The organism is Dongia sp. agr-C8, from assembly GCF_054658695.1.
Genome location: NZ_BAAGHZ010000004.1, coordinates 470,168 through 488,279 on the forward strand (window position 1 = coordinate 470,168; position 18,112 = coordinate 488,279).

Below are 18,112 nucleotides of genomic sequence, written 5' to 3' on the forward strand. Positions count from 1 at the left end.
TCTAACACATCCGCCCCCGGCCTTGGCAATGCGCGGGGCAAGGTGGGGCGGGGGACGGGCTGCGTTGGATTTGGGGACGATCCGGGACCGGTGCGAGGCCTTCCTCGCCGAGGAACGGCCGAACTGGCCGGGCTGGCTGGCGGTGGCGCTCGGCCTCGGGATCGCCGTCTATTTCGCGCTGCCAAAAGAGCCGCCACTCTGGCTGGGCGCTGCATTGGCGGCGGGCGGCCTGGTGCTGGCGACGCTGCTGCGACGGAACCCGCTGGCGGCACTGCTCATGCTGGCACTGGTGGCAGGCGCGGTCGGCTTCGGCGTATCCCAGGTCCGCACTGCCGTGGTCGCCGCGCCGCAGTTGCAGGATCCGGTCCGCTTCGCCCATGTCACCGGCCGCATCGCCGAGATCGAGCCCTTTCCGAATGCCGCCCGCGTGGTGTTGGACCAGGTCACGATCGCGGAACTGCCGGCCGAAGCAACGCCGCTGCAGATCAAGATCAGGGTCAACAAGGACGCCGCCACGTTGAAGCTCGGCGACCGGGTCGATCTGCTGGCCAACCTCACGCCGCCTTCGCCGCCCTTGGCGCCGGGCGCCTTCGACTTCCGCCGGCGGGCGTATTTCGAAGGCGAGGGCGCATCGGGATTTGCGCTGGGTGCGGCGCGCGTCCTGCCGCCGCTGGGCGACGAGACCTGGCGCGAGCGGCTCGGCCTCTGGATTGGCCGGCTGCGCGCGACGATCGGCCAGCGCATCGCCACCCTGGAGCCGGAGGCCGCCGGCGCCATGACCCGCGCACTTACGGTCGGCGACCAGACCGCGCTGACCAAGGCCGATACCGAGGCGATGCGTACCTCCGGCCTCGCGCATCTGCTGTCGATCTCCGGGCTGCATATCGGCATGGCGGCGGGCCTGTTCTTCGTCGGCCTGCGTTCGCTGTTGGCGCTCGTGCCGACGCTCGCCCTCAACTTCCCGATCAAGAAATGGTCGGCGGCAGCGGCGATCGGTGCGGCCGGATTCTATGCGCTGCTCGCCGGCGCCACGGTGCCGACGCAACGCTCCTTCATCATGATCGCCATCGTCTTCATGGGCGTGCTGGTGGATCGTTCGCCCTTCTCGTTCCGGATGGTGGCCTGGGCGGCGATCGCGGTGCTGCTGCTGACCCCGGAAGCGCTGATCGGCGCCAGCTTCCAGATGTCCTTCTTCGCCGTGCTGGGGCTGATCGCCGTGTTCGAGGCGCTGCGAACGCGGATCGCAGGCTGGCGCGGCGGCCGTGCACTGGAGACCGACTGGTTCGGCCGCGTCTCCGATACCCTGCGCGGCGCCGGTTTCTGGCTGGCGACCACGATGCTGACCAGCGTGGTCGCCACGCTGATGACGGCGCCGTTCGCGATGTATCACTTCGATCGCCTGAGCACCTACGGCGTCGTCGCCAACCTGATCGCCGTGCCGCTGACCGGCTTCTGGGTGATGCCGATGGAGATGATCGCGCTGCTGCTGATGCCGCTCGGCCTCGACGCGCCGTTCTGGCATCTGGCGGCGCGCGGTTGCGACGGCATCCTCTGGGTGGCGCACACGGTCACCGCCTGGCCCTATGCCAACCTGGTGACGCCGGCGATGCCGGCCGCGGCCATGACGGCGATCGCGCTCGGCCTGGTCCTGCTCTGCCTGCTGAAGAGCCGTTGGCGCGTCCTCGGCTTGGCGCCGGTGCTGGGCGGACTCGCCAGCCTGTTCTTCGTCACCACGCCGGACGTGCTGGTGGGCGGCGACGCCAAGCTGCTGGCGATCAAGGACGGAGAGGGGCTCTACCAACTGAACTCGCTGCGCGCCAGCAAGCTCGCCGCCGAAACCTGGCTGCGGCGCAACGGCCAACTCGAAGCGGTGCGCTTCCAAGACTTGGACGATGGGGGTTGGGACGACAACGCCATCCCGGATCTCTCCTGTGACCCGCGCGGCTGCATCTATCGACGAAACCATCGCACGATCGCACTGACGCTGAGCGAGGAGGGGCTGGAGGAAGACTGTGCGAACGCGGACCTCGTCATCAGCGCGGTGCCGATCCGGCGCGGCTGCAGGAAGCCGGCCACCATCGATCGCTTCGATCTATGGCGCGGCGGCGCGCATGCGGTGTGGATCGAAGCGGACGGCCGTTTCAGCATCCAGAGCGTCGCAGCGACCTTGGGCGACCGGCCCTGGGTGCTCGATCGGATGCGCAAAGCTATTCGGCAAGATCGTCTGATCGGCGATCCTGACCTGGACGAAACTGATGCGGTCGCGGCGGAGACCGCCGACGACGCGGACTGAGCAGGCCCGACGCCGCGTGCATTTACGGCCGCCTCAGCCTCAGCCTCAGCCTCAGCCTCAGCCTCAGCCTCGAAAAACCCGATAAGCCGCTGATATCAAAGCATTCCAGCGTCAATTTCCGCGGGGCGATCCTGCGTCCCGTCAATGCTGGGTCCATGCAGTTGGCCGCGCAGGCCCCGGTTCGGATGGAGAACCCGGGCTTCCTAGTACTTCCGCATCAGGCCGATCAGCTTGCCCTGCAGCTTCACCCGGTCGGGGCCGAAGATGCGGGTCTTGTGGGCCTGGTTGGCGGGTTCGAGGGCGATCGAATCGCCCTTGCGGCGCAGCCGCTTCAAGGTGACTTCGTTGTTGTCGATCAGCGCCACGACGATGGTGCCGTTCTCGGCATTCTCGCAGCGCTCGATCAGCACGGTGTCGCCGTCATGGATGCCGGCCTCGATCATCGAATCGCCTTCGACGGTGAGGGCGTAGTGCTCGCCGCGGCCCAGCATGCTGGCCGGAATGTCGACCGCGTTGCTGTTGTCGCGCAGCGCCTCGATCGGCGTGCCGGCCGCGATCTTGCCGTAGAGTGGAAGCTGCACCGTCTCCGCCGCCTGGGCGACCATGGCTCCGGGCAGGCTGGGCGTGAAATCGCCGCGAATGACATGGGCCGAGAAGCCGCGCCGTCCGCCGTCGGAAGCCGCCGCGGCCCCGCCCTTCGCATGGTCGCCGCGCCCCATCTGGTCATCGGAGAGCCGGGTGACTTCCAGGGCGCGCGCCCGGTGCGGCAGGCGGCGGATGAAGCCGCGCTCTTCCAAACCGGTGATCAGGCGATGCACGCCGGACTTGGACTTCAATCCCAAGGCGTCCTTCATCTCGTCGAAGGACGGGGAGATTCCGGTGTCGGCGAGACGCTCCTGGATGAATTGCAGCAGCTCGCGTTGCTTCCTGGTCAGCATGGCCTTGTCCTTTCTCCGGTTCCGCTGCCCGGTCTTCGGGCGAGTCGGCACCTGTCAGAGCAAGTGTCGACGCGGAACAAAGCAAAAACTGTGCCCATGTTCTAGTTTGGTTCGTGTGGAAAAGTCAAGCGAGTCTCGACTTCCCGACAGGAATTGTCAGGAGACATCGGGACCCGGACCTGAATTCTGCCCTGCTTGGCGAGCGGCTAAGGAACTCGCTTGATTACGAGTATGGGGTCGCGCACCACGCAAGCCGCCGGATCGAGTGACTTGAGCTCGTCGGGTGACTTACTAGGTGCAGTCGACGCTTGCTCTATTTCTCCTGGGTCTGGGCTCAGAGGCGGCAAGCCAGCGCGCTGCCGACAAACAGCGACGATATCGCTCAAGCTCGCCAGGGAGGAAGTCTGTGGCTGGCTCTCGTACGCATCCTCGAAGCACTTCGTATAGACCTCGTATGGACGACAAGGGTCGTCGGCCCATCCCCACTGTGCGGGCAACGACAACATCAGTGCGACAAGTGCGCCTATGGTCTGGCGATTGATCATCACGGAATGATAGAACAATAGGCTGGCGTTGCCAGTTATCTTTGACCGAGAAGGACAAGGTCTGCGGTGTCGCCCATCCGAACGGCGGGGGCGTGGGGCGGGCGGATCACCAGGCCGCCGGAGCGCGAGAGCGCGGAGAGCATGGCGCTGTCCTGCTTCCCGAACGGTGTGGCGACGAAGCCGGTTTCGTCTTCGATCACCGACGCGCGCAGATAGTCCTGCCGGAGATCGTTGGCGGGAAGGTCGATCGCCAGCCGCGCCTTCACGATATGCGGGCCGACCTCGGTTTCGCCCAGCATGCGGGCGATGGCCGGGCCGACGAACAGGGTCGAGGTCACGATGGCCGAGACCGGGTTGCCGGGGAGGCCGATCACCTTAAGGGCGCCGGCGGCGGTGCCGAGGGTGCCGAACATCAGCGGCTTGCCCGGACGCATGGCGATCTTCCAGAAGTCGAGCGCCATGCCTTTGGCTTTGAGCACGCTCTGCACCAGATCATGCTCGCCGACCGAGGCGCCGCCGCTGGTCAGCAGCAGGTCGGCGCCGGCCGCGCGGTCGATCAGGTCGGCGAGGGCGGATTCCTCATCGCGGGCGATGCCGAGATTGATCGCCTTGCCGCCGCATTGGGTGACGAAGGCGGCGAGGGCGAAGCCGTTGGAGGCGATGATCTGCCCTGGCGCCAAGGCCTCGCCGGGCTGCACCAACTCGTTGCCGGTGGAGATGATGGCGACCCGCGGCTTGCGGGTCACGGTGAGCCAGGGCCAGTTCATCGCCGCGGCAAGCCCGATATCGGAGGGCGTCAGCCGGCGGCCGGCGGGAATGCCGAGCTGGCCCTCGGCGAAATCATTGCCGGAGCCCCGGATATGCTTGCCCTGGATCGCGGCGCCGCCGTCGACAATGCGGACGTGGTCGCCGTCCTTCTCGGTGTTCTCCTGGATGACGATGGCATCGGCACCCTGCGGCAGCGCGGCGCCGGTGAAGATCCGCGCCGCTTCGCCGGCGCCGACCGCACGCGACGGCAAGGTGCCGGCGGCGATCGATTCCACGACCTTGAGGCGCACGGGAAGCTGCTGCACGTCGGCGGCGCGGACGGCATAGCCATCCATCGCGGAGACGGCTTGCGGCGGATGCGCGAGGCGCGCGGTCACCGGCTGTGCGAGCACGCGGCCGAGCGCCTGGTCCAGCGCCACGACCTCGGGGGCGAGCGGGGCGAAGGCGGCGAGGATCCGGGCGGTCGCTTCCTGCACCGAGAGCATCAGTCGGCCTCGAAGGTGCCGGACTTGCCGCCGCTCTTATGGGTCAGGCGGATATCGGTGATGCGCATGGTCTTATCGACCGCCTTCACCATGTCATAGACGGTGAGTGCCGCGACCGAGACGGCGGTCAGCGCTTCCATCTCGACACCGGTGCGGCCCTTGAGCTTGCAGGTGGCTTCGATCGCGACGGCGGATTTCGCCGCGTCGATCGAGAGCTCGACCTTCACCGAGGAGAGCGAAAGCGGGTGGCAGAGCGGGATGAGATCGGGCGTCCGCTTGGCGCCCATGATGCCGGCGAGCTGGGCGACCGTCAGCACGTCGCCTTTCTTGACGTGGCCATCGCGGATCAGCGCCAAAGTCGCCGGCGCCATGACGACGGCGCCCTTGGCGACGGCGACGCGCTCGGTCTCCGACTTCTCGGAGACGTCGACCATGCGGGCATTGCCCTCGGCGTCGAAATGGGTGAGGCGGGTCATTTGAGTTGCCACGGTGTTGGGCAAGAATCTTCACGCGGAGAGGTCAACCCCCTCCCTCGCCCTCCCCCATCTTGGGGGAGGGGACTCTCAGAAAAAGCTGTAGCAAGTGACGGTTCAATCCTGCCCCCGCCCCCAAGATGGGGGCGGACAGCGGACGAATGTCCGCCTTCGCGGACGGTGGTGGGGGTTGACGGTAGAGTGACCCTCACGGCCAACCGACTAAGCAACAGCCAGCTGCGGCGCACGCGTACCCAGCAGCGTGCGGGTGGCGGCGGTGACGTCGGGCTGGCGCATCAGGCTTTCGCCGACCAGGAAGACCGAGGCGCCGACGCGGTGCATGCGTTCGAGATCGGCGGTGACGTTGAGTCCGCTCTCGGCGACCAGGATGCGGTCGCGGGGGACGCGCGGCGCCAACTGCTCCGTCACCGCGAGATCGACGGTGAGGGTCTTGAGATTGCGGTTGTTGATGCCGAAGAGCTTCACGTCGAGCTGCAGCGCGCGGTCGAGCTCGGCGGCGTCATGCACCTCGACCAGGACGTCGAGGCCGAGGTCGTCGGCCAGCGCGGCCAGCTCGGCGGCCTGGGCATCTTCCAGCGCCGCCATGATGAGCAGGATGCAGTCGGCGCCGAGCGCGCGGGATTCATAGATCTGGTAGGGTTCCAGCATGAAGTCCTTGCGCAGCAGCGGCAGATCGACGGTCGAACGCACCGCGGTGAGGAAGCCGTCCTCGCCCTGGAAATAAGGAAAGTCGGTCAGCACGCTGATGCAGGTCGCACCGCCGTCCCGGTAGGCGCGCGCCAAAGCCGGCGGATCGAAATCGGCGCGGATCAGGCCCTTCGACGGCGAGGCGCGCTTGATTTCGGCAATCAGGCCGAACTTGCCGGAATCCACCACCTGCTCCAGACGCTTGGCGAAGCCGCGCGGCGGGTCGATGCGGTTGCGGCCCTCGGCCGAAGCGATGATCTCCGACGGGGAGACGGCGCGTTTGCGCGCGGCGATATGCTCGCGCTTATCGGCGCAGATCTTCGCCAGGACGTCGCTCATGCCCGACCCGATTCCTTGGGGCTCGAATTGGTGACGCGGACGAGCGCGGCGAGCGTCGCTTTCGCCTTGCCGCGGTCGAGGGCGTCGGCGGCTAGCTGGATGCCGGCCGGCATGTCGGAGGCGCGCTCGGCAATCACCAGTGCGGCCGCAGTGTTCAGCAGCACGATGTCGCGATAGGGTCCTTGGACGCCTTCGAACAGGCCGCGGATCGCCTGGGCGTTGGAGGCGGCATCGCCGCCCTTGAGCGCCGCGCCGTCCGAGCGGGCGATGCCGAAATCCTCCGGCGCGAGGGTGAAGCTGCGGATCGCGCCATGGCGGAGTTCGACCACCCGGGTCGGGCCGGTGGTGGTGATCTCGTCGAGGCCGTCGCTGCCATGGACCAGCCAGGCATGTTCGGTGCCGAGGTTGCGCAGGACCTCCGCCATAGGCTCCAGCCAGTCACCGGAGAAGACGCCGAGCAGCTGGCGCTTGACCCCGGCCGGGTTGGACATCGGGCCCATCAGGTTGAAGATCGTGCGGGTGCCGAGCTCGGCGCGGGTGGGGCCGACATGGCGCATGGCGCTGTGATGCTTCTGCGCCCAGAGGAAGCAGGTGCCGATCTCGGCGAGCGCGCGCTCGAGCACCGCCATGTCGGCCTCGATATTGACGCCGAGGGCGGCCAGCACGTCGGCGGCGCCGCTCTTCGAGGAGGCCGCACGGTTGCCGTGCTTGGCGACGGTGACATCGCAGGCGGCGCAGATGAGCGCGACCGGGGTCGAGATGTTGAGCGTGCCGGCATGATCGCCGCCGGTGCCGCAGACATCGATCGCATTGGCCGGGCCGGAAATGCGCGTCATCTTTTCGCGCATCACCTTCACCGCCGCGGTCATTTCCTCGACGGTCTCGCCGCGGACTCGCAGGGCCATCAGGAAGGCACCGATCTGCGCCGGCGTCACTTCGCCGGCCATGATTGCGCCGAAGGCGGTTTCGGCCTGGGACTGGGTCAGAGCCTTACCTTGGGCAACGATCCCAAGGATGCTCTTGAAGTCGACGGAAGTCGGCGCAGGGACGACGTTAGCCAAAGGCGGGGCCGCGTTCATCGTTACGCCACCTTGTCCATGCGGAGATTGGTGCCGCAGTCCTGCAGGAAGTTGGCGAGGATCTTGTGGCCGTGCTCGGAGGCGATGCTCTCCGGGTGGAACTGGACGCCGAAGATCGGCAGGGTCTTGTGCTGCAGGCCCTGGATCACGCCGTCGTCGCTCTGCGCGGTGATCTCCAGTTCCGCCGGGAAGGTTTCGGGCTCGACGGTCAGCGAGTGATAGCGCGTCGCATTGAAATCGTTCGGCACGTCGCGGAACACGCCCTTGCCGGTGTGGTGCACCTTCGAGAGCTTGCCGTGCATCGGCTTCGGCGCGCGAATCACCTTGCCGCCGAACACCTGGCCGATCGCCTGGTGGCCGAGGCAGACGCCGAACAGCGGCACCTTGGCCGCGGACGCGCGCTTGATGAGGTCGAGGCAGATGCCGGCGGTGTCGGGCGTGCAGGGGCCGGGCGAAAGAATGATGCCTTGCGGATGCTTGGCCATCACCTCATCGACGGTGATCTTGTCGTTGCGATGGACTTCGAGCCTGGCGCCCAGTTCCCCCAGATAGTGGAACAGGTTGTAGGTGAAGCTGTCGTAGTTGTCGATTAGGATGAACATCGTTAAAGAGGCCAATTCAGCAATCGGGCGAGAAGTTTAGCAGGCGATGTTGGAGGAGGGAAGCAAGCCGCGTCCAGAAGCGGCGGCGCCGGGAAGTACGTCCCGGACGCCCTCTTCCTGGGCCAAGAACCCCCAGGTGACCCAGGCGATCGGCGTCACGGGGGCGCTGCTGGGCTTCCTGGCGCTGGCCGGCCTGGTTCTGTCCGCAGCCGCACCCGGGACCGGGCTCGACCTCTGGCCGGAGCTCCGGCGGCACTATTGGCTGATCGCCGCCGTTTCCGTCCTGGTCTGTCTCGGCTTCGGCAAAAGGGTGCAAACCGACGCGCTGACCGACATCCTGAACGTGCGGGTCTCCGGCCGCTTCCTGCTCGCCTTGGGTGCCGATGCCGGGCTGGTGGCGGGGCTGATGCTGGGCATCAACCGCGACGATTTCTGGCATCTGGAATCCGGGCTTGCGGCCCTGGTTCTGGCCGACGGGATCGTCGCCGGCGCAGTCTGGGGCCGGCGCCTGCTGGCCGGGCCGGGCCGCAAGCCGCAAGCGCCGCCGAGCCCGGCGGTCGCCGCGGTCCATGTCGAGCCCGGCGCGTCGATCCCATTCGACGGTTTCGTGATCGGCGGCCGGTCGGAGGTCGATGACGGCTCGGTCGGCGGCTCGCCCCTGGGGAGTCTGCGCGGTGCCGGCGATATCGTGCATCGGGGCGCGCGCAACGGCGACGGCCGACTCACCATCGATCCCATGGTCGAGGCGCCGGCGACCACGCCGGGCTTCACCGCGGCCCCTTTGTTTCCGAGAATGATTCATGCCAAGGCACTGCTGATCTTCATCGGCCTGGTGGTGCTCGCGGTCGCGCTGTCGACCATCGGCACGGCGCTGCCGTCGGCGCAGCTGGCACTAGGTCTCCTGGTGCTGGCAGTGGCGACGCCGGCGGCCCTTGGCCTGGTGCGGCCGATGATCCATGCCAAGGTGGTGCGCCGGGCGCGCAAGCTCGGCTGGGTCTTGAACGGCACGGCGGTGATCGACGCGCTGGCGGACATCTCCGCGCTGGTCTGCGGCCGCGGTGGCGTGGTGACCAAGCCGGAGATGGAGATCGTCGCCATCCATCCGGCGATCGATGTCGAGGCGGTCGAGCTGGTGGCGGCCGCCGCCACCATCGCGCAATCGAGCCATGGGGTCTGGGCGCGCGCCCTGCTGCGCTATGCGGTTGCGCGCAAGCTGCGCCTGGCGCCGCTGGCGGAATGGACCGACGAGATCCTGGAAACCGGATACGGCATCCGGGCGCTGACCCAGGGCGGGCAGGGGCTGATCGCCGGCACCCGCGACTGGGTGGCGGAGCAGGGCATCCGCATCTCGCTGCTGGAGGCCCAGGAGCGCGAGAGCCTCACCGCTGGTCGCAGGGCGCTCTGGGTGGCGCAAGTGACCCCGGCGCCGGTGCTGATCGGCGTCATCATCGGCGGGGAGCGGCTGAAGCCCGGCGCCTCGGAGATGTGCAAGAATGCCAAACGATTCGGCCTGACCGGTGCGCTGCTGGATCGGCGCGGCGCGGAAGGCGGCGGAGAGATCGCGCGCTATCTCAACCTGCGCTTTGTGGAGGACGATACGCTGGCGAGGAAAGCCATGGCGACCGAGTGGAGCACGCTCGGCCTGAAGCCTGTGATCGTGCAGCATCGCGGCGACCCGGTGCCGGATGCGCCGGTCGGGCCGCGGCTGCTGATGGGGATGAAGGTGGCCGGCGACGCGGCGCCCGCCGTGGCCGGCGACTGGGCGGCGGCGACATCGCGTGAGGACCCGCGGCTCGTCATGGATCTGCTGCGCCTGTGCCGCGACACCCGGCGGCGCGAGAAATTCGGCTATCTGCTGGCGCTCGTCTTCACCGTGCCCGGGCTCTGGCTGATCGCGACCGGGCAGACCTCGGCGGCGATCCTGGTGCTGGCGGCGCTGATCGGCATGCTCGGCGTCATCGCCAATGCGCAGCTGCTGGGCCTGGTGACGACGACCGCGACAGAGATCGACGAGGAACATTAGATGGCGCGGCGCCGCTCGAAAAAATCCCCCTGGGCGCGCCGCGTTGCGGCTTGGCGCAAGCTGCCGATGAAGCGCCTCGGCAAGCTGCTCGGCTGGCGCCCGCCGCATTCCTCGGTCTTCGTGATCGGCATCGGCATCGGACTTGCCGTCGGCCTGAGCATCGGCGTCGGCCTCACCTGGCTCGATGGGAAGCGGGCGCCGGTCCACAGCCAAGTCACGCAAGTCGCACCGGCGCCGGTCGCGGAAACGCCGCCCCCCGTGCCGCCGGCCTATGTCGAGCGCACCGAGCCCGCGCCGGCCGAAGAGGGGATTCCCGAACCCACGCCGCCCGCGGTCGTCGACAACCGGCCGGTTCCGCAAGCGGTCGAGCCGCAGGCGATGGAACCGCTGCCGGCGCCTGCGCCGAATCTGGAGCCGACGCCGCTGCCGGCCGAGCCAAGTCCCGCGGCCGAGCCGGCCTGGCTGAAGAACGCCGTCGCCTCCGTCGATCCGGGCAACCGGCCGATGATCGCGATCGTGCTGGACGACGTGGGGGCGACGCCGGGCGACGTGCCGGGGGCGCTCGGCCTGCCGGGGCAGGTCACGCTCTCGATCATGACCTATGCGGCCAATGCGGCGAAGATCGCGGCGGAGGCGCATCGGGCCGGGCATGAGATCATGGTCCATGTGCCGATGGAGCCGATCAACCGCGATGCCGATCCCGGCCCAAACGCGCTGCTGGTCAACCTCGATGCCGCTGAGATCGCCAAGCGGCTCGACTGGGGCCTCGCGCAGTTCCCGGGCTATGTCGGCATCAACAACCACATGGGCAGCAAGTTCACCCAGAATGCGCCGGGCATGCGCGTGGTGCTGGAGCAGTTGAAGGCGCGCGGGCTGCTGTTCCTTGATTCCCGCACCATCGCCAATTCGGTCGGCGATGCCCTCGCGGCCGAACTCGGCGTCACCCATCTGCAGCGCGACGTCTTCCTCGACGACGTGATCGACGAAGCCGACATCATGAAGGAACTCGCGCGCACCGAGGCGATTGCGCGGAAGCACGGCGTCGCCATCGCGATCGGCCATCCGCACCGCGACACGGTCGAGGCGCTGCGGCAGTGGATCCCGGAAGCCGAGGCCAAGGGCTTTGTGCTGGTGCCGATCAGCGCGGTGGCGAAAAAACGGAACGGGGTGACGGGATGAGCAAGCAGTGGATGATCCGCTTCGCCTTGATCGGTGCCTGGCTGGCGGCGTCGCCGGCCTCGGCCGAGCCGGTGCAGCCCGAAGGCCTGCCGGCGACGCCGGGGCAGTACTCGGGCTATGAGGACTGGCTGACGAAGCAGAAGTTCACCAAGAAAGACATGCCGGACGACGTGGTGAACGACTACGTGCAATGCGCCTACCGCGCGGTGTATGAGGTCACGACCCCGACCGAGCGCGATGTGCTCGACCAGGCCGCGCGCGGCAACGGCATGACCGCTCCCGAACTGCGCGCCTTCGAACGCGCCGTCGCGCGCCGCTTCGACAGCGGCACGGCGACCGTGACCGCGCATATCCTGGCCACCTGCAAAGCGCCCTACGAGCGCTTCCTGGCGGAGAAGGCCAAGGCCGAGCAGGGTTGAGCGGGAATCGCTTTTTCCGATCTGTCTTTGACTTGAGTCAAAGCGGGGTCCGCTGAAGACCGGGCACAGGATCGGGATGACCGCAGCAAACCCGGCGACACGGATTCTCCTCGATTGGTGGCATGCCAAGCGCGGGGCGCGGGCGATGCCGGCGCGGGCCGATCTCGACCCCCTCGAGCTGAAGCCGATCCTGCCGCAACTGCTGCTGGTCGACGTCGCCGCCGCGCCGGAACCGCAGCGCTATGTGTTCACCTGCCGCCTGGCCGGAACCGAGGTCGACAGCCGCTTCGGCGTCAACCTGACCGGCACGACCCTCGATCAGGCGCCGTTCGGCGAGGCACGAGCGGCGATCCGGCAGGAATATGAAACCGCCGTGACCGAGCAGCGGCCGGTCTTCTGCAGCCACAGCGTGGTGGTGAGCGGCAACCGCTATGTCGAATATGACCGCCTGGTGGTGCCCTTGAGCGGCAAGGACAACGCGGTGACCGCCCTGGCGGTGGCCATCGACTTCAATTGCGCCCACCTGCTGGAGAGCGGCCGCCCGCCGGTCTGCACCAGCCCCGGCCACTGCGACCGCATCGACTTCTGCCTGATGCGACCCGCCGCGCCGACCGAGCGGGTCTAGGCGGCAGCCGCGCGCCGCCGGCGCCAGCGCAGGAAGCCGAGGCCGCCGAGCGCCGAGGCGAACAGCGGCAGCGCCGCCGGGATCGGCGTGGTGGCGACAAGGGCGATGTCGAAATGAACCGCGCCATAATCGTTGAGCGTGAACACCCCGAACGCGAGCGGCGAAGCGCCGCCGAGCAGCGCAATCAGCCCCTCCGGCGTGTTCGGCAGACCGGCGAGGCTCATCAGCGGGCCGCCGGTGACGTCGGTCCGAAAGGCGAGCGCCAAGTTGGAGACGGCGTTGCCGAGGCCGAAGCCGATGCTGCTGACGGCTCCCGGAGCGCCATCGGTGATGACGAAGCCAGCCCCGGAATTGGCGTAGTCCAGGTTGAGGGTTCCAGGGTGTTCCAGATGGAAGGTGAAAGACGTCGCGGACTGATTGAAATAGACGGCCTTGGGAAGGACGTTGCTCACGTTCTCATTCAGATTGTCGATGGTCAGTGTGCCCGACACGGTGTCGCCGGCCGCAAGGCCGAGTGCCTGGAACACACCACCGGGCGATCCGCTGGGGTCGTTGACGGTGGCGGTGACGGTGCCGGTGAAAGCCAGGGTGTAGCTCGCCGCCAAGCTCGGCATCGGTGCCGCAACCAGCAAGGTCGCGAAAGTCAGCGCGGCGACTGCGACGGCGCGCAGCCCGCCCGTTCCGAAGATCCGATTCATGCCGTCCCCCAAATTCGGCCCGGACCCATCCCGGCCTGTGACAGCAAGCTAACGGATCGGCCACCGCCGGTGCAAATGGCTTTAAGGTTAGCAGCCGGGGATCGCAGCTCTAATCCGACAGAATTCCTCGCCGGCGGCGCCGTTACCGGTTCGCCCCGCCCTGGGCGAAGCGCACGGCTTCTTCGGCGGCGCGGATCAGCGCGCGGGCCTTGTGCTGGCATTCCTGGTGTTCGCTCTCGGGCACGGAGTCAGCCACGATCCCGGCGCCGGCCTGGACATACATGACCTGGTCTTTCACCACCGCGGTGCGGAGCACGATGCAGGTGTCCATGGCGCCGTTGGCGGCGAAATAGCCGATGGCGCCGCCGTAGATGCCGCGCTTCTCCGGCTCCAGCTCCTCGATGATCTCCATGGCGCGGACCTTGGGCGCGCCGGAGACGGTGCCGGCGGGGAAGCCCGCCATCAGCGCGTTCATCGCGTCGTATTGCGGGTCGATCTTGCCATCGACGTTGGAGACGATGTGCATGACGTGGGAATAGTATTCGATGATGTTGCGCTCGGTGACCTTGACCGAGCCGATCCGCGCCACGCGACCCACATCGTTGCGCCCAAGGTCGAGCAGCATCAGATGCTCGGCGAGCTCCTTCTGGTCGGCGAGGAGATCGGCGGCGAGGGCGCGATCCTCTTCCGGCGTCTTCCCGCGGGGCCGCGTGCCGGCGATCGGTCGGATGGTGACCGTGTCGTCGCGCAGGCGCACCAGGATCTCCGGCGAGGAACCGATGATCGAGAAGCCGCCGAAATCCAGGAAGTAGAGGAAGGGCGAGGGGTTGAGCCGACGTAGCGACCGATAGAGCGCGAAAGGCGGCAGGCTGAAGGGCAGGCTGAAGCGCTGCGACAGCACCACCTGGAAGATGTCGCCGGCCAGGATGTATTCCTTGGCCTTGTCCACCATGCCCTTGTATTCGTCGGGCGTCATATTGGAGCTGGGCGCGGGGAGCTCCAGCCGCGGGTCGATGTCGCTGCGCTGCTGCGGGAGACTCCGGTCGAGGTCGTTGACCACGTCGCCGATCCGCTCGACCGCCTGGTTGTAGGCGGCGCGCGCGGAGAGGCCGATCCGCGGCCAGACCGGGGTTACGATGATCACGATGTCCTCGACATTGTCGAAGATCGCGATAACCGTCGGCCTGAGGAAGATGCTGTCCGGCACGCCGAGCTTGTCGGGATTCTGCTGCGGCAGGTTCTCGACCAGCCGCACCATGTCATAGCCCATATAGCCGAAGACGCCGGAGGCCATCGGCGGCAGGCCCTGCGGCACCTCGATGCGGCTTTCGCCGATCAGCGCGCGGAGACTGTCGAGCGACGGCTTCTCCTCGGCCGTGAAGGCATCGGGATCGGAACGGGCGTTGCGGTTGATCTCGGCCTTGTCGCCGCGGCAGCGCCAGATCACGTCGGGTTTCAGGCCGATGATCGAATAGCGGCCGCGCACTGCGCCGCCCTCGACCGATTCCAGCAGGAAGGCATTGGCGCGCCCGTCGGCGAGCTTCAGCATCGCCGAGATCGGAGTCTCGAGATCGGCGACGCGTTTTGTCCAGACGAGTTGCGGCCGGCCGCTGGAATAGCGCGCGGCGAAATCGTCGAAAGCCGGCTCGGTGCGCATGCTATTCCGAGATCCCTATTCAGAGATTAGGGAGTTGATCACGTCCTCGTTGACCTGCGGCTTGATCTCCTGCCGCAAGGCCTCGCTGAACTGCGCGGCGAGGTCGCCGCGGATCTGGTTGCTGATGCCCTGGGTCAGGGTCGCGACGTCGTCGGGATGCGCCTTCGGGTCCGGCGGCGTGATCGCGGTGACCTTGGCGACGACCGGACCGTCCTTGCCCTCGCCGACCGCGGTCTCGCCGAGCTTCACGGCAAAGAGGCTGGCGGCGAGGCCCTGGCTGATGCCGTTCTCCGGATCACCCTTGCCGCGGGTGAAGGAAGCGGACTTCTTGACCGTGAGGCCGAGCGCGGTCGCTTCCGCCGCGAGGTCGCCGGTCTTGGCCTTCTCGGCGATCTCCTTGGCCTTGGCGTCGGCGGCTTCGTGCTGCTTGTCGGTCATCCAGTCGGCGGTGAGCTGTTCCTTCACCTGGTCCATCGGCTTGTCGGCCGGCGGCGTGGTGGCGGTGGTCTGCACCACGGCATAGGAGCCGTCGTCGAACGGCGTCACCGAGCTCTGGTTGCCGGAATCGGTGCTGAAGATCAGCCGCACCACATCGGGCTTCAGGCCGGTCTCGGCGCCCTTGTCGTCCTTGCCGGTGGAATCGACCGCGGCGACCTTGGTGACCTTCATCTTCAGCTTGGTGCCGGTCTCCTCGAGCGTGGCGCCGCCGGCCAGGGTATCGTCGAGCTGCTTGATGATCGAATCCAGGGATTCGGTTGCCTTGGCGAGCGCGATGTTGTGCTTCAGCTGGTCCTTCACCTCGTCGAGCGTCTTGGTGGTCGCGGGCTCGGACGAGATCACATGCACGATGTGGATGCCGAAGGGACTCTTCAGCGGTTCGGAGACGGCGCCGGCCGCCAGCGCGAAGACCGGCTCGGCGATCTCCTGCGGCAGGCCTTGCTTCTGCAGCTTGCCGAGCACCACCGGCGCGCCGCCGGTGACCTGTTTCACGGCATCGGCGAAGGCGGTGCCGCCCTTGACCGCTTCTTCGACTTTGTCGGCCTGGGCCTGGTCCTGGACTACGACCTGCTCGACTTCGCGGATGTCGGGGGTCGAGAAGTTGGCCTTCTGCGCCTCGTATTCCGCGGCGATCTCGTCGTCGCCGACGGCGATGTCGGCAATCAGGTCCTCGGGCGAGACCGTGAGCACCGTGGCGGCGCGGTATTCCGGCGCCTTGTAGCGGTCGGCGTGATCCTTGCGATACTGCTCGAGCGCCGCGTCGTCCGGCATCGCGATGTCGGTCATCGCGGTGGCCGGAATCTCCAGCACGTCGGCGGTGCGCTCTTCGGCCTGGCTGAGATAGATCTGCTCGGCGACGGTCTGCGGCACGGCGATGCCGGAAAGCGCCGCGCGGTAGAGCGCCTGGTTGATGAGATCGGCCTGCACCTCGCTGACATAGCCGGCCTCGCTCAGGCCAAGGCGATCCAGGGACACCAGGAAGCGGTTGCGGTCGAACTGGCGCTGCTCGTTCTGGAACTGCGGGTCGGCTTGGATCTCGGCCACCGCGGTCGCCTGGCTGACGCCGAGGCCATGCTCCTGGGCGAAGACCTTCAGCGAGTTGCGGTTGACGGCGCCGGCAACGACCTGGGCCACGCCGCCGAACTGGGCGAATTGCTGCGCGGTGAAGGTGACACCCTGCATCTGGGCGGCAAAGCGGTCCATCGCCTGTTTCAGGTCGCGGCGGAATTCGTTCTGCGAATACTTGATGCTGCCGATGGTGGCGACCGGCTTCTGCGCCTGGTCACCCCGGAAGATGTCGCCGATCCCCCAGAGGGCGAAGGCCACAATCAGGAGGCCGAACAGAATCTTGGCGACGAGGCCGGTGCTCTTGCTTCGGATCGAAGTCAGCATAAGAAGGTCAGGTCCATCACATTAAAGAACCCCGGCAGAAGGCCGGAAATCGGGCCGCATCATAGGGATGCACCCTTTTGACCGCAACCCGGCGCACCACCAGATGGTTGTCCAGCCGGGCGGCCGGATCAGGGCGCCCGAAAAGCTTGGGAGGAACCATGAAGATTACGCCGGGACTGATCTGGATCGGGTGGATAACCCTGGTCACTTTGGTCTTCTACCTCAGCCTCGCCATGCACACGGCAATCCTGCGGGGGCGGCACAAGGTCATGGCGCCAGCCGCCGCCGGGCATCCGGATTTCGACCTCGCCACGCGGATCCATGCCAATACCCTGGAATACCTGGTGCCGTTCCTGGCGGCGCTCTGGATGTGCGCCGTCTTCTATGAACCGCTGCCGGCGGCGATCCTCGGCATCGTCTGGCTGTTCGGCCGGATCGTCTATGTCTTGGGCTATTGGAGCGCGCCGCCGCGGCGCCAGCCTGGGTTCATCCTGGCTATGTTCGCCCTCATTCTGCTGCTGGTCCTCACGGGCTATGGGCTTTTCCGCATGGGACTGGTAATGGGCGTCTGACGACGCATCGAGGGGAGTGAGGAATGGCCAAGCTGCGGCATCTGGTGGCGGGGAACTGGAAGATGAACGGCAGCCGCGCCATGGCGGCGCAGCTGATCGCGGAGCTGAAGGCCGCGAGTGCCGGGCTCAACGCCGACCTGCTGGTCTGCCCGCCGTTTCCCTACCTGATTCATGCCCATGAATTCCTGACCGGCAGCACCATCGCCCTGGGGGCGCAGGATTGCGCGCCGCAGGAAAACGGCGCCCATACCGGCGATGTCGCCCCGATGATGCTGAAGGATTGCGGCGCCACGCATGTGATCCTCGGCCATTCCGAGCGGCGCAGCGATCACGGCGAGAGCAGCGCCGAGGTCGCCGCCAAGGCCAAGGCGGCCCAGGCAGTCGGTCTCGTCGCCATCGTCTGCGTCGGCGAGACCGACAGCCAGCGCGTCGCCGGCGAGACCCTGAGAGTGGTCGAATCCCAGATCGTCAATTCGATCCCGCAAGGCTCGACCCCGGCCAACCTGGTGGTGGCCTATGAGCCTGTCTGGGCGATCGGTACCGGCAAGACGCCGACCGCCGGCGATGTCGAAGTGGTGCATGCCCATATCCGCAAGCTGCTGATTTCCAGCCTGAAGGACGGGCAGGGGGTGCGGATCCTCTATGGCGGCTCGGTGAAACCCTCGAACGCAGCCGAGCTCATGGCGGTGCCGGAGGTCAACGGCGCCCTGGTCGGCGGCGCCAGCCTGAAGGCGGCGGACTTCCTGGGGATCGCCGCGGCGTGTACCTAGCCGTGTCGAGGTGAATCGTACCCCCATCCCGGCCCTCCCCCGTATCGGG

General features: G+C 67.4%; 16 protein-coding genes. 7 read left to right on the plus strand and 9 right to left on the minus strand.

Annotated features, from left to right (window positions below; genetic code table 11):
- Window positions 1-64: 64 nt before the first annotated feature.
- Complete coding sequence (locus ACYQ4T_RS22490) at window positions 65-2,293, plus strand: ComEC/Rec2 family competence protein (RefSeq protein WP_459858838.1); 2,229 nt, start codon at window positions 65-67, stop codon at window positions 2,291-2,293.
- Between the two features lie 203 nt (window positions 2,294-2,496).
- Here the strand turns inward: ACYQ4T_RS22490 and lexA are convergent, their stop codons facing one another.
- The 6 genes from lexA to ACYQ4T_RS22520 all read right to left on the minus strand — a co-directional run bounded on the left by lexA (window position 2,497) and on the right by ACYQ4T_RS22520 (window position 8,230).
- A complete protein-coding gene (gene lexA, locus ACYQ4T_RS22495; protein WP_459858839.1) occupies window positions 2,497-3,231 on the minus strand; it encodes a transcriptional repressor LexA in 735 nt (244 codons plus the stop codon).
- 580 nt (window positions 3,232-3,811) lie between these two features.
- Window positions 3,812-5,029, minus strand: coding sequence for a molybdopterin molybdotransferase MoeA (locus ACYQ4T_RS22500; RefSeq protein WP_459858840.1), 1,218 nt, complete (start codon window positions 5,027-5,029; stop codon window positions 3,812-3,814).
- A complete protein-coding gene (moaC, locus tag ACYQ4T_RS22505) occupies window positions 5,029-5,505 on the minus strand; it encodes a cyclic pyranopterin monophosphate synthase MoaC (protein ID WP_459858841.1) in 477 nt (158 codons plus the stop codon). The genes ACYQ4T_RS22500 and moaC overlap by 1 nt, the downstream gene beginning before the upstream one ends.
- 219 nt (window positions 5,506-5,724) lie before the next feature.
- Window positions 5,725-6,549, minus strand: coding sequence for an indole-3-glycerol phosphate synthase TrpC (gene trpC, locus ACYQ4T_RS22510; protein ID WP_459858842.1), 825 nt, complete (start codon window positions 6,547-6,549; stop codon window positions 5,725-5,727).
- A complete protein-coding gene (gene trpD, locus ACYQ4T_RS22515) occupies window positions 6,546-7,628 on the minus strand; it encodes an anthranilate phosphoribosyltransferase (protein WP_459858843.1) in 1,083 nt (360 codons plus the stop codon). The genes trpC and trpD overlap by 4 nt, the downstream gene beginning before the upstream one ends.
- Before the next feature lie 2 nt (window positions 7,629-7,630).
- A complete protein-coding gene (locus ACYQ4T_RS22520; protein WP_459858844.1) occupies window positions 7,631-8,230 on the minus strand; it encodes an anthranilate synthase component II in 600 nt (199 codons plus the stop codon).
- A gap of 136 nt (window positions 8,231-8,366) precedes the next feature.
- On the opposite strand from ACYQ4T_RS22520, the gene ACYQ4T_RS22525 reads away from it, so the two are divergent.
- The 4 genes from ACYQ4T_RS22525 to ACYQ4T_RS22540 all read left to right on the plus strand — a co-directional run bounded on the left by ACYQ4T_RS22525 (window position 8,367) and on the right by ACYQ4T_RS22540 (window position 12,476).
- Window positions 8,367-10,253 (plus strand): hypothetical protein, encoded by a 1,887-nt coding sequence (locus ACYQ4T_RS22525; RefSeq protein ID WP_459858845.1) that lies wholly within the window; start codon window positions 8,367-8,369, stop codon window positions 10,251-10,253.
- Window positions 10,254-11,432 (plus strand): divergent polysaccharide deacetylase family protein, encoded by a 1,179-nt coding sequence (locus ACYQ4T_RS22530; RefSeq protein WP_459858846.1) that lies wholly within the window; start codon window positions 10,254-10,256, stop codon window positions 11,430-11,432.
- On the plus strand, window positions 11,429-11,851 hold the full coding sequence (locus ACYQ4T_RS22535; protein ID WP_459858847.1) for a hypothetical protein: 423 nt from the start codon (window positions 11,429-11,431) through the stop codon (window positions 11,849-11,851). Before ACYQ4T_RS22530 ends, ACYQ4T_RS22535 begins: the two co-directional genes overlap by 4 nt.
- A gap of 76 nt (window positions 11,852-11,927) precedes the next feature.
- Window positions 11,928-12,476, plus strand: coding sequence for a PAS domain-containing protein (locus ACYQ4T_RS22540; protein WP_459858848.1), 549 nt, complete (start codon window positions 11,928-11,930; stop codon window positions 12,474-12,476).
- Here the strand turns inward: ACYQ4T_RS22540 and ACYQ4T_RS22545 are convergent.
- From ACYQ4T_RS22545 to ACYQ4T_RS22555, 3 genes are all read right to left on the minus strand, one after another.
- Entirely contained in the window at window positions 12,473-13,174 is a 702-nt protein-coding gene (locus tag ACYQ4T_RS22545) for a hypothetical protein (RefSeq protein WP_459858849.1), read from the minus strand. The genes ACYQ4T_RS22540 and ACYQ4T_RS22545 overlap by 4 nt on opposite strands.
- A 142-nt stretch (window positions 13,175-13,316) precedes the next feature.
- Entirely contained in the window at window positions 13,317-14,831 is a 1,515-nt protein-coding gene (gene trpE / locus ACYQ4T_RS22550) for an anthranilate synthase component I (RefSeq protein WP_459858850.1), read from the minus strand.
- A 15-nt stretch (window positions 14,832-14,846) separates the two neighbouring features.
- On the minus strand, window positions 14,847-16,721 hold the full coding sequence (locus ACYQ4T_RS22555; protein ID WP_459858851.1) for a peptidylprolyl isomerase: 1,875 nt from the start codon (window positions 16,719-16,721) through the stop codon (window positions 14,847-14,849).
- Window positions 16,722-16,879: 158 nt separating this feature from the next.
- Here ACYQ4T_RS22555 and ACYQ4T_RS22560 point away from each other — a divergent pair, with 158 nt between their 5' ends.
- Both ACYQ4T_RS22560 and tpiA read left to right on the plus strand, forming a co-directional pair.
- Window positions 16,880-17,293, plus strand: a complete 414-nt coding sequence (locus ACYQ4T_RS22560; RefSeq protein ID WP_459858852.1) for an MAPEG family protein — start codon at window positions 16,880-16,882, stop codon at window positions 17,291-17,293.
- A 23-nt stretch (window positions 17,294-17,316) separates the two neighbouring features.
- Complete coding sequence (tpiA, locus tag ACYQ4T_RS22565) at window positions 17,317-18,063, plus strand: triose-phosphate isomerase (protein WP_459858853.1); 747 nt, start codon at window positions 17,317-17,319, stop codon at window positions 18,061-18,063.
- Window positions 18,064-18,112 lie beyond the last annotated feature (49 nt).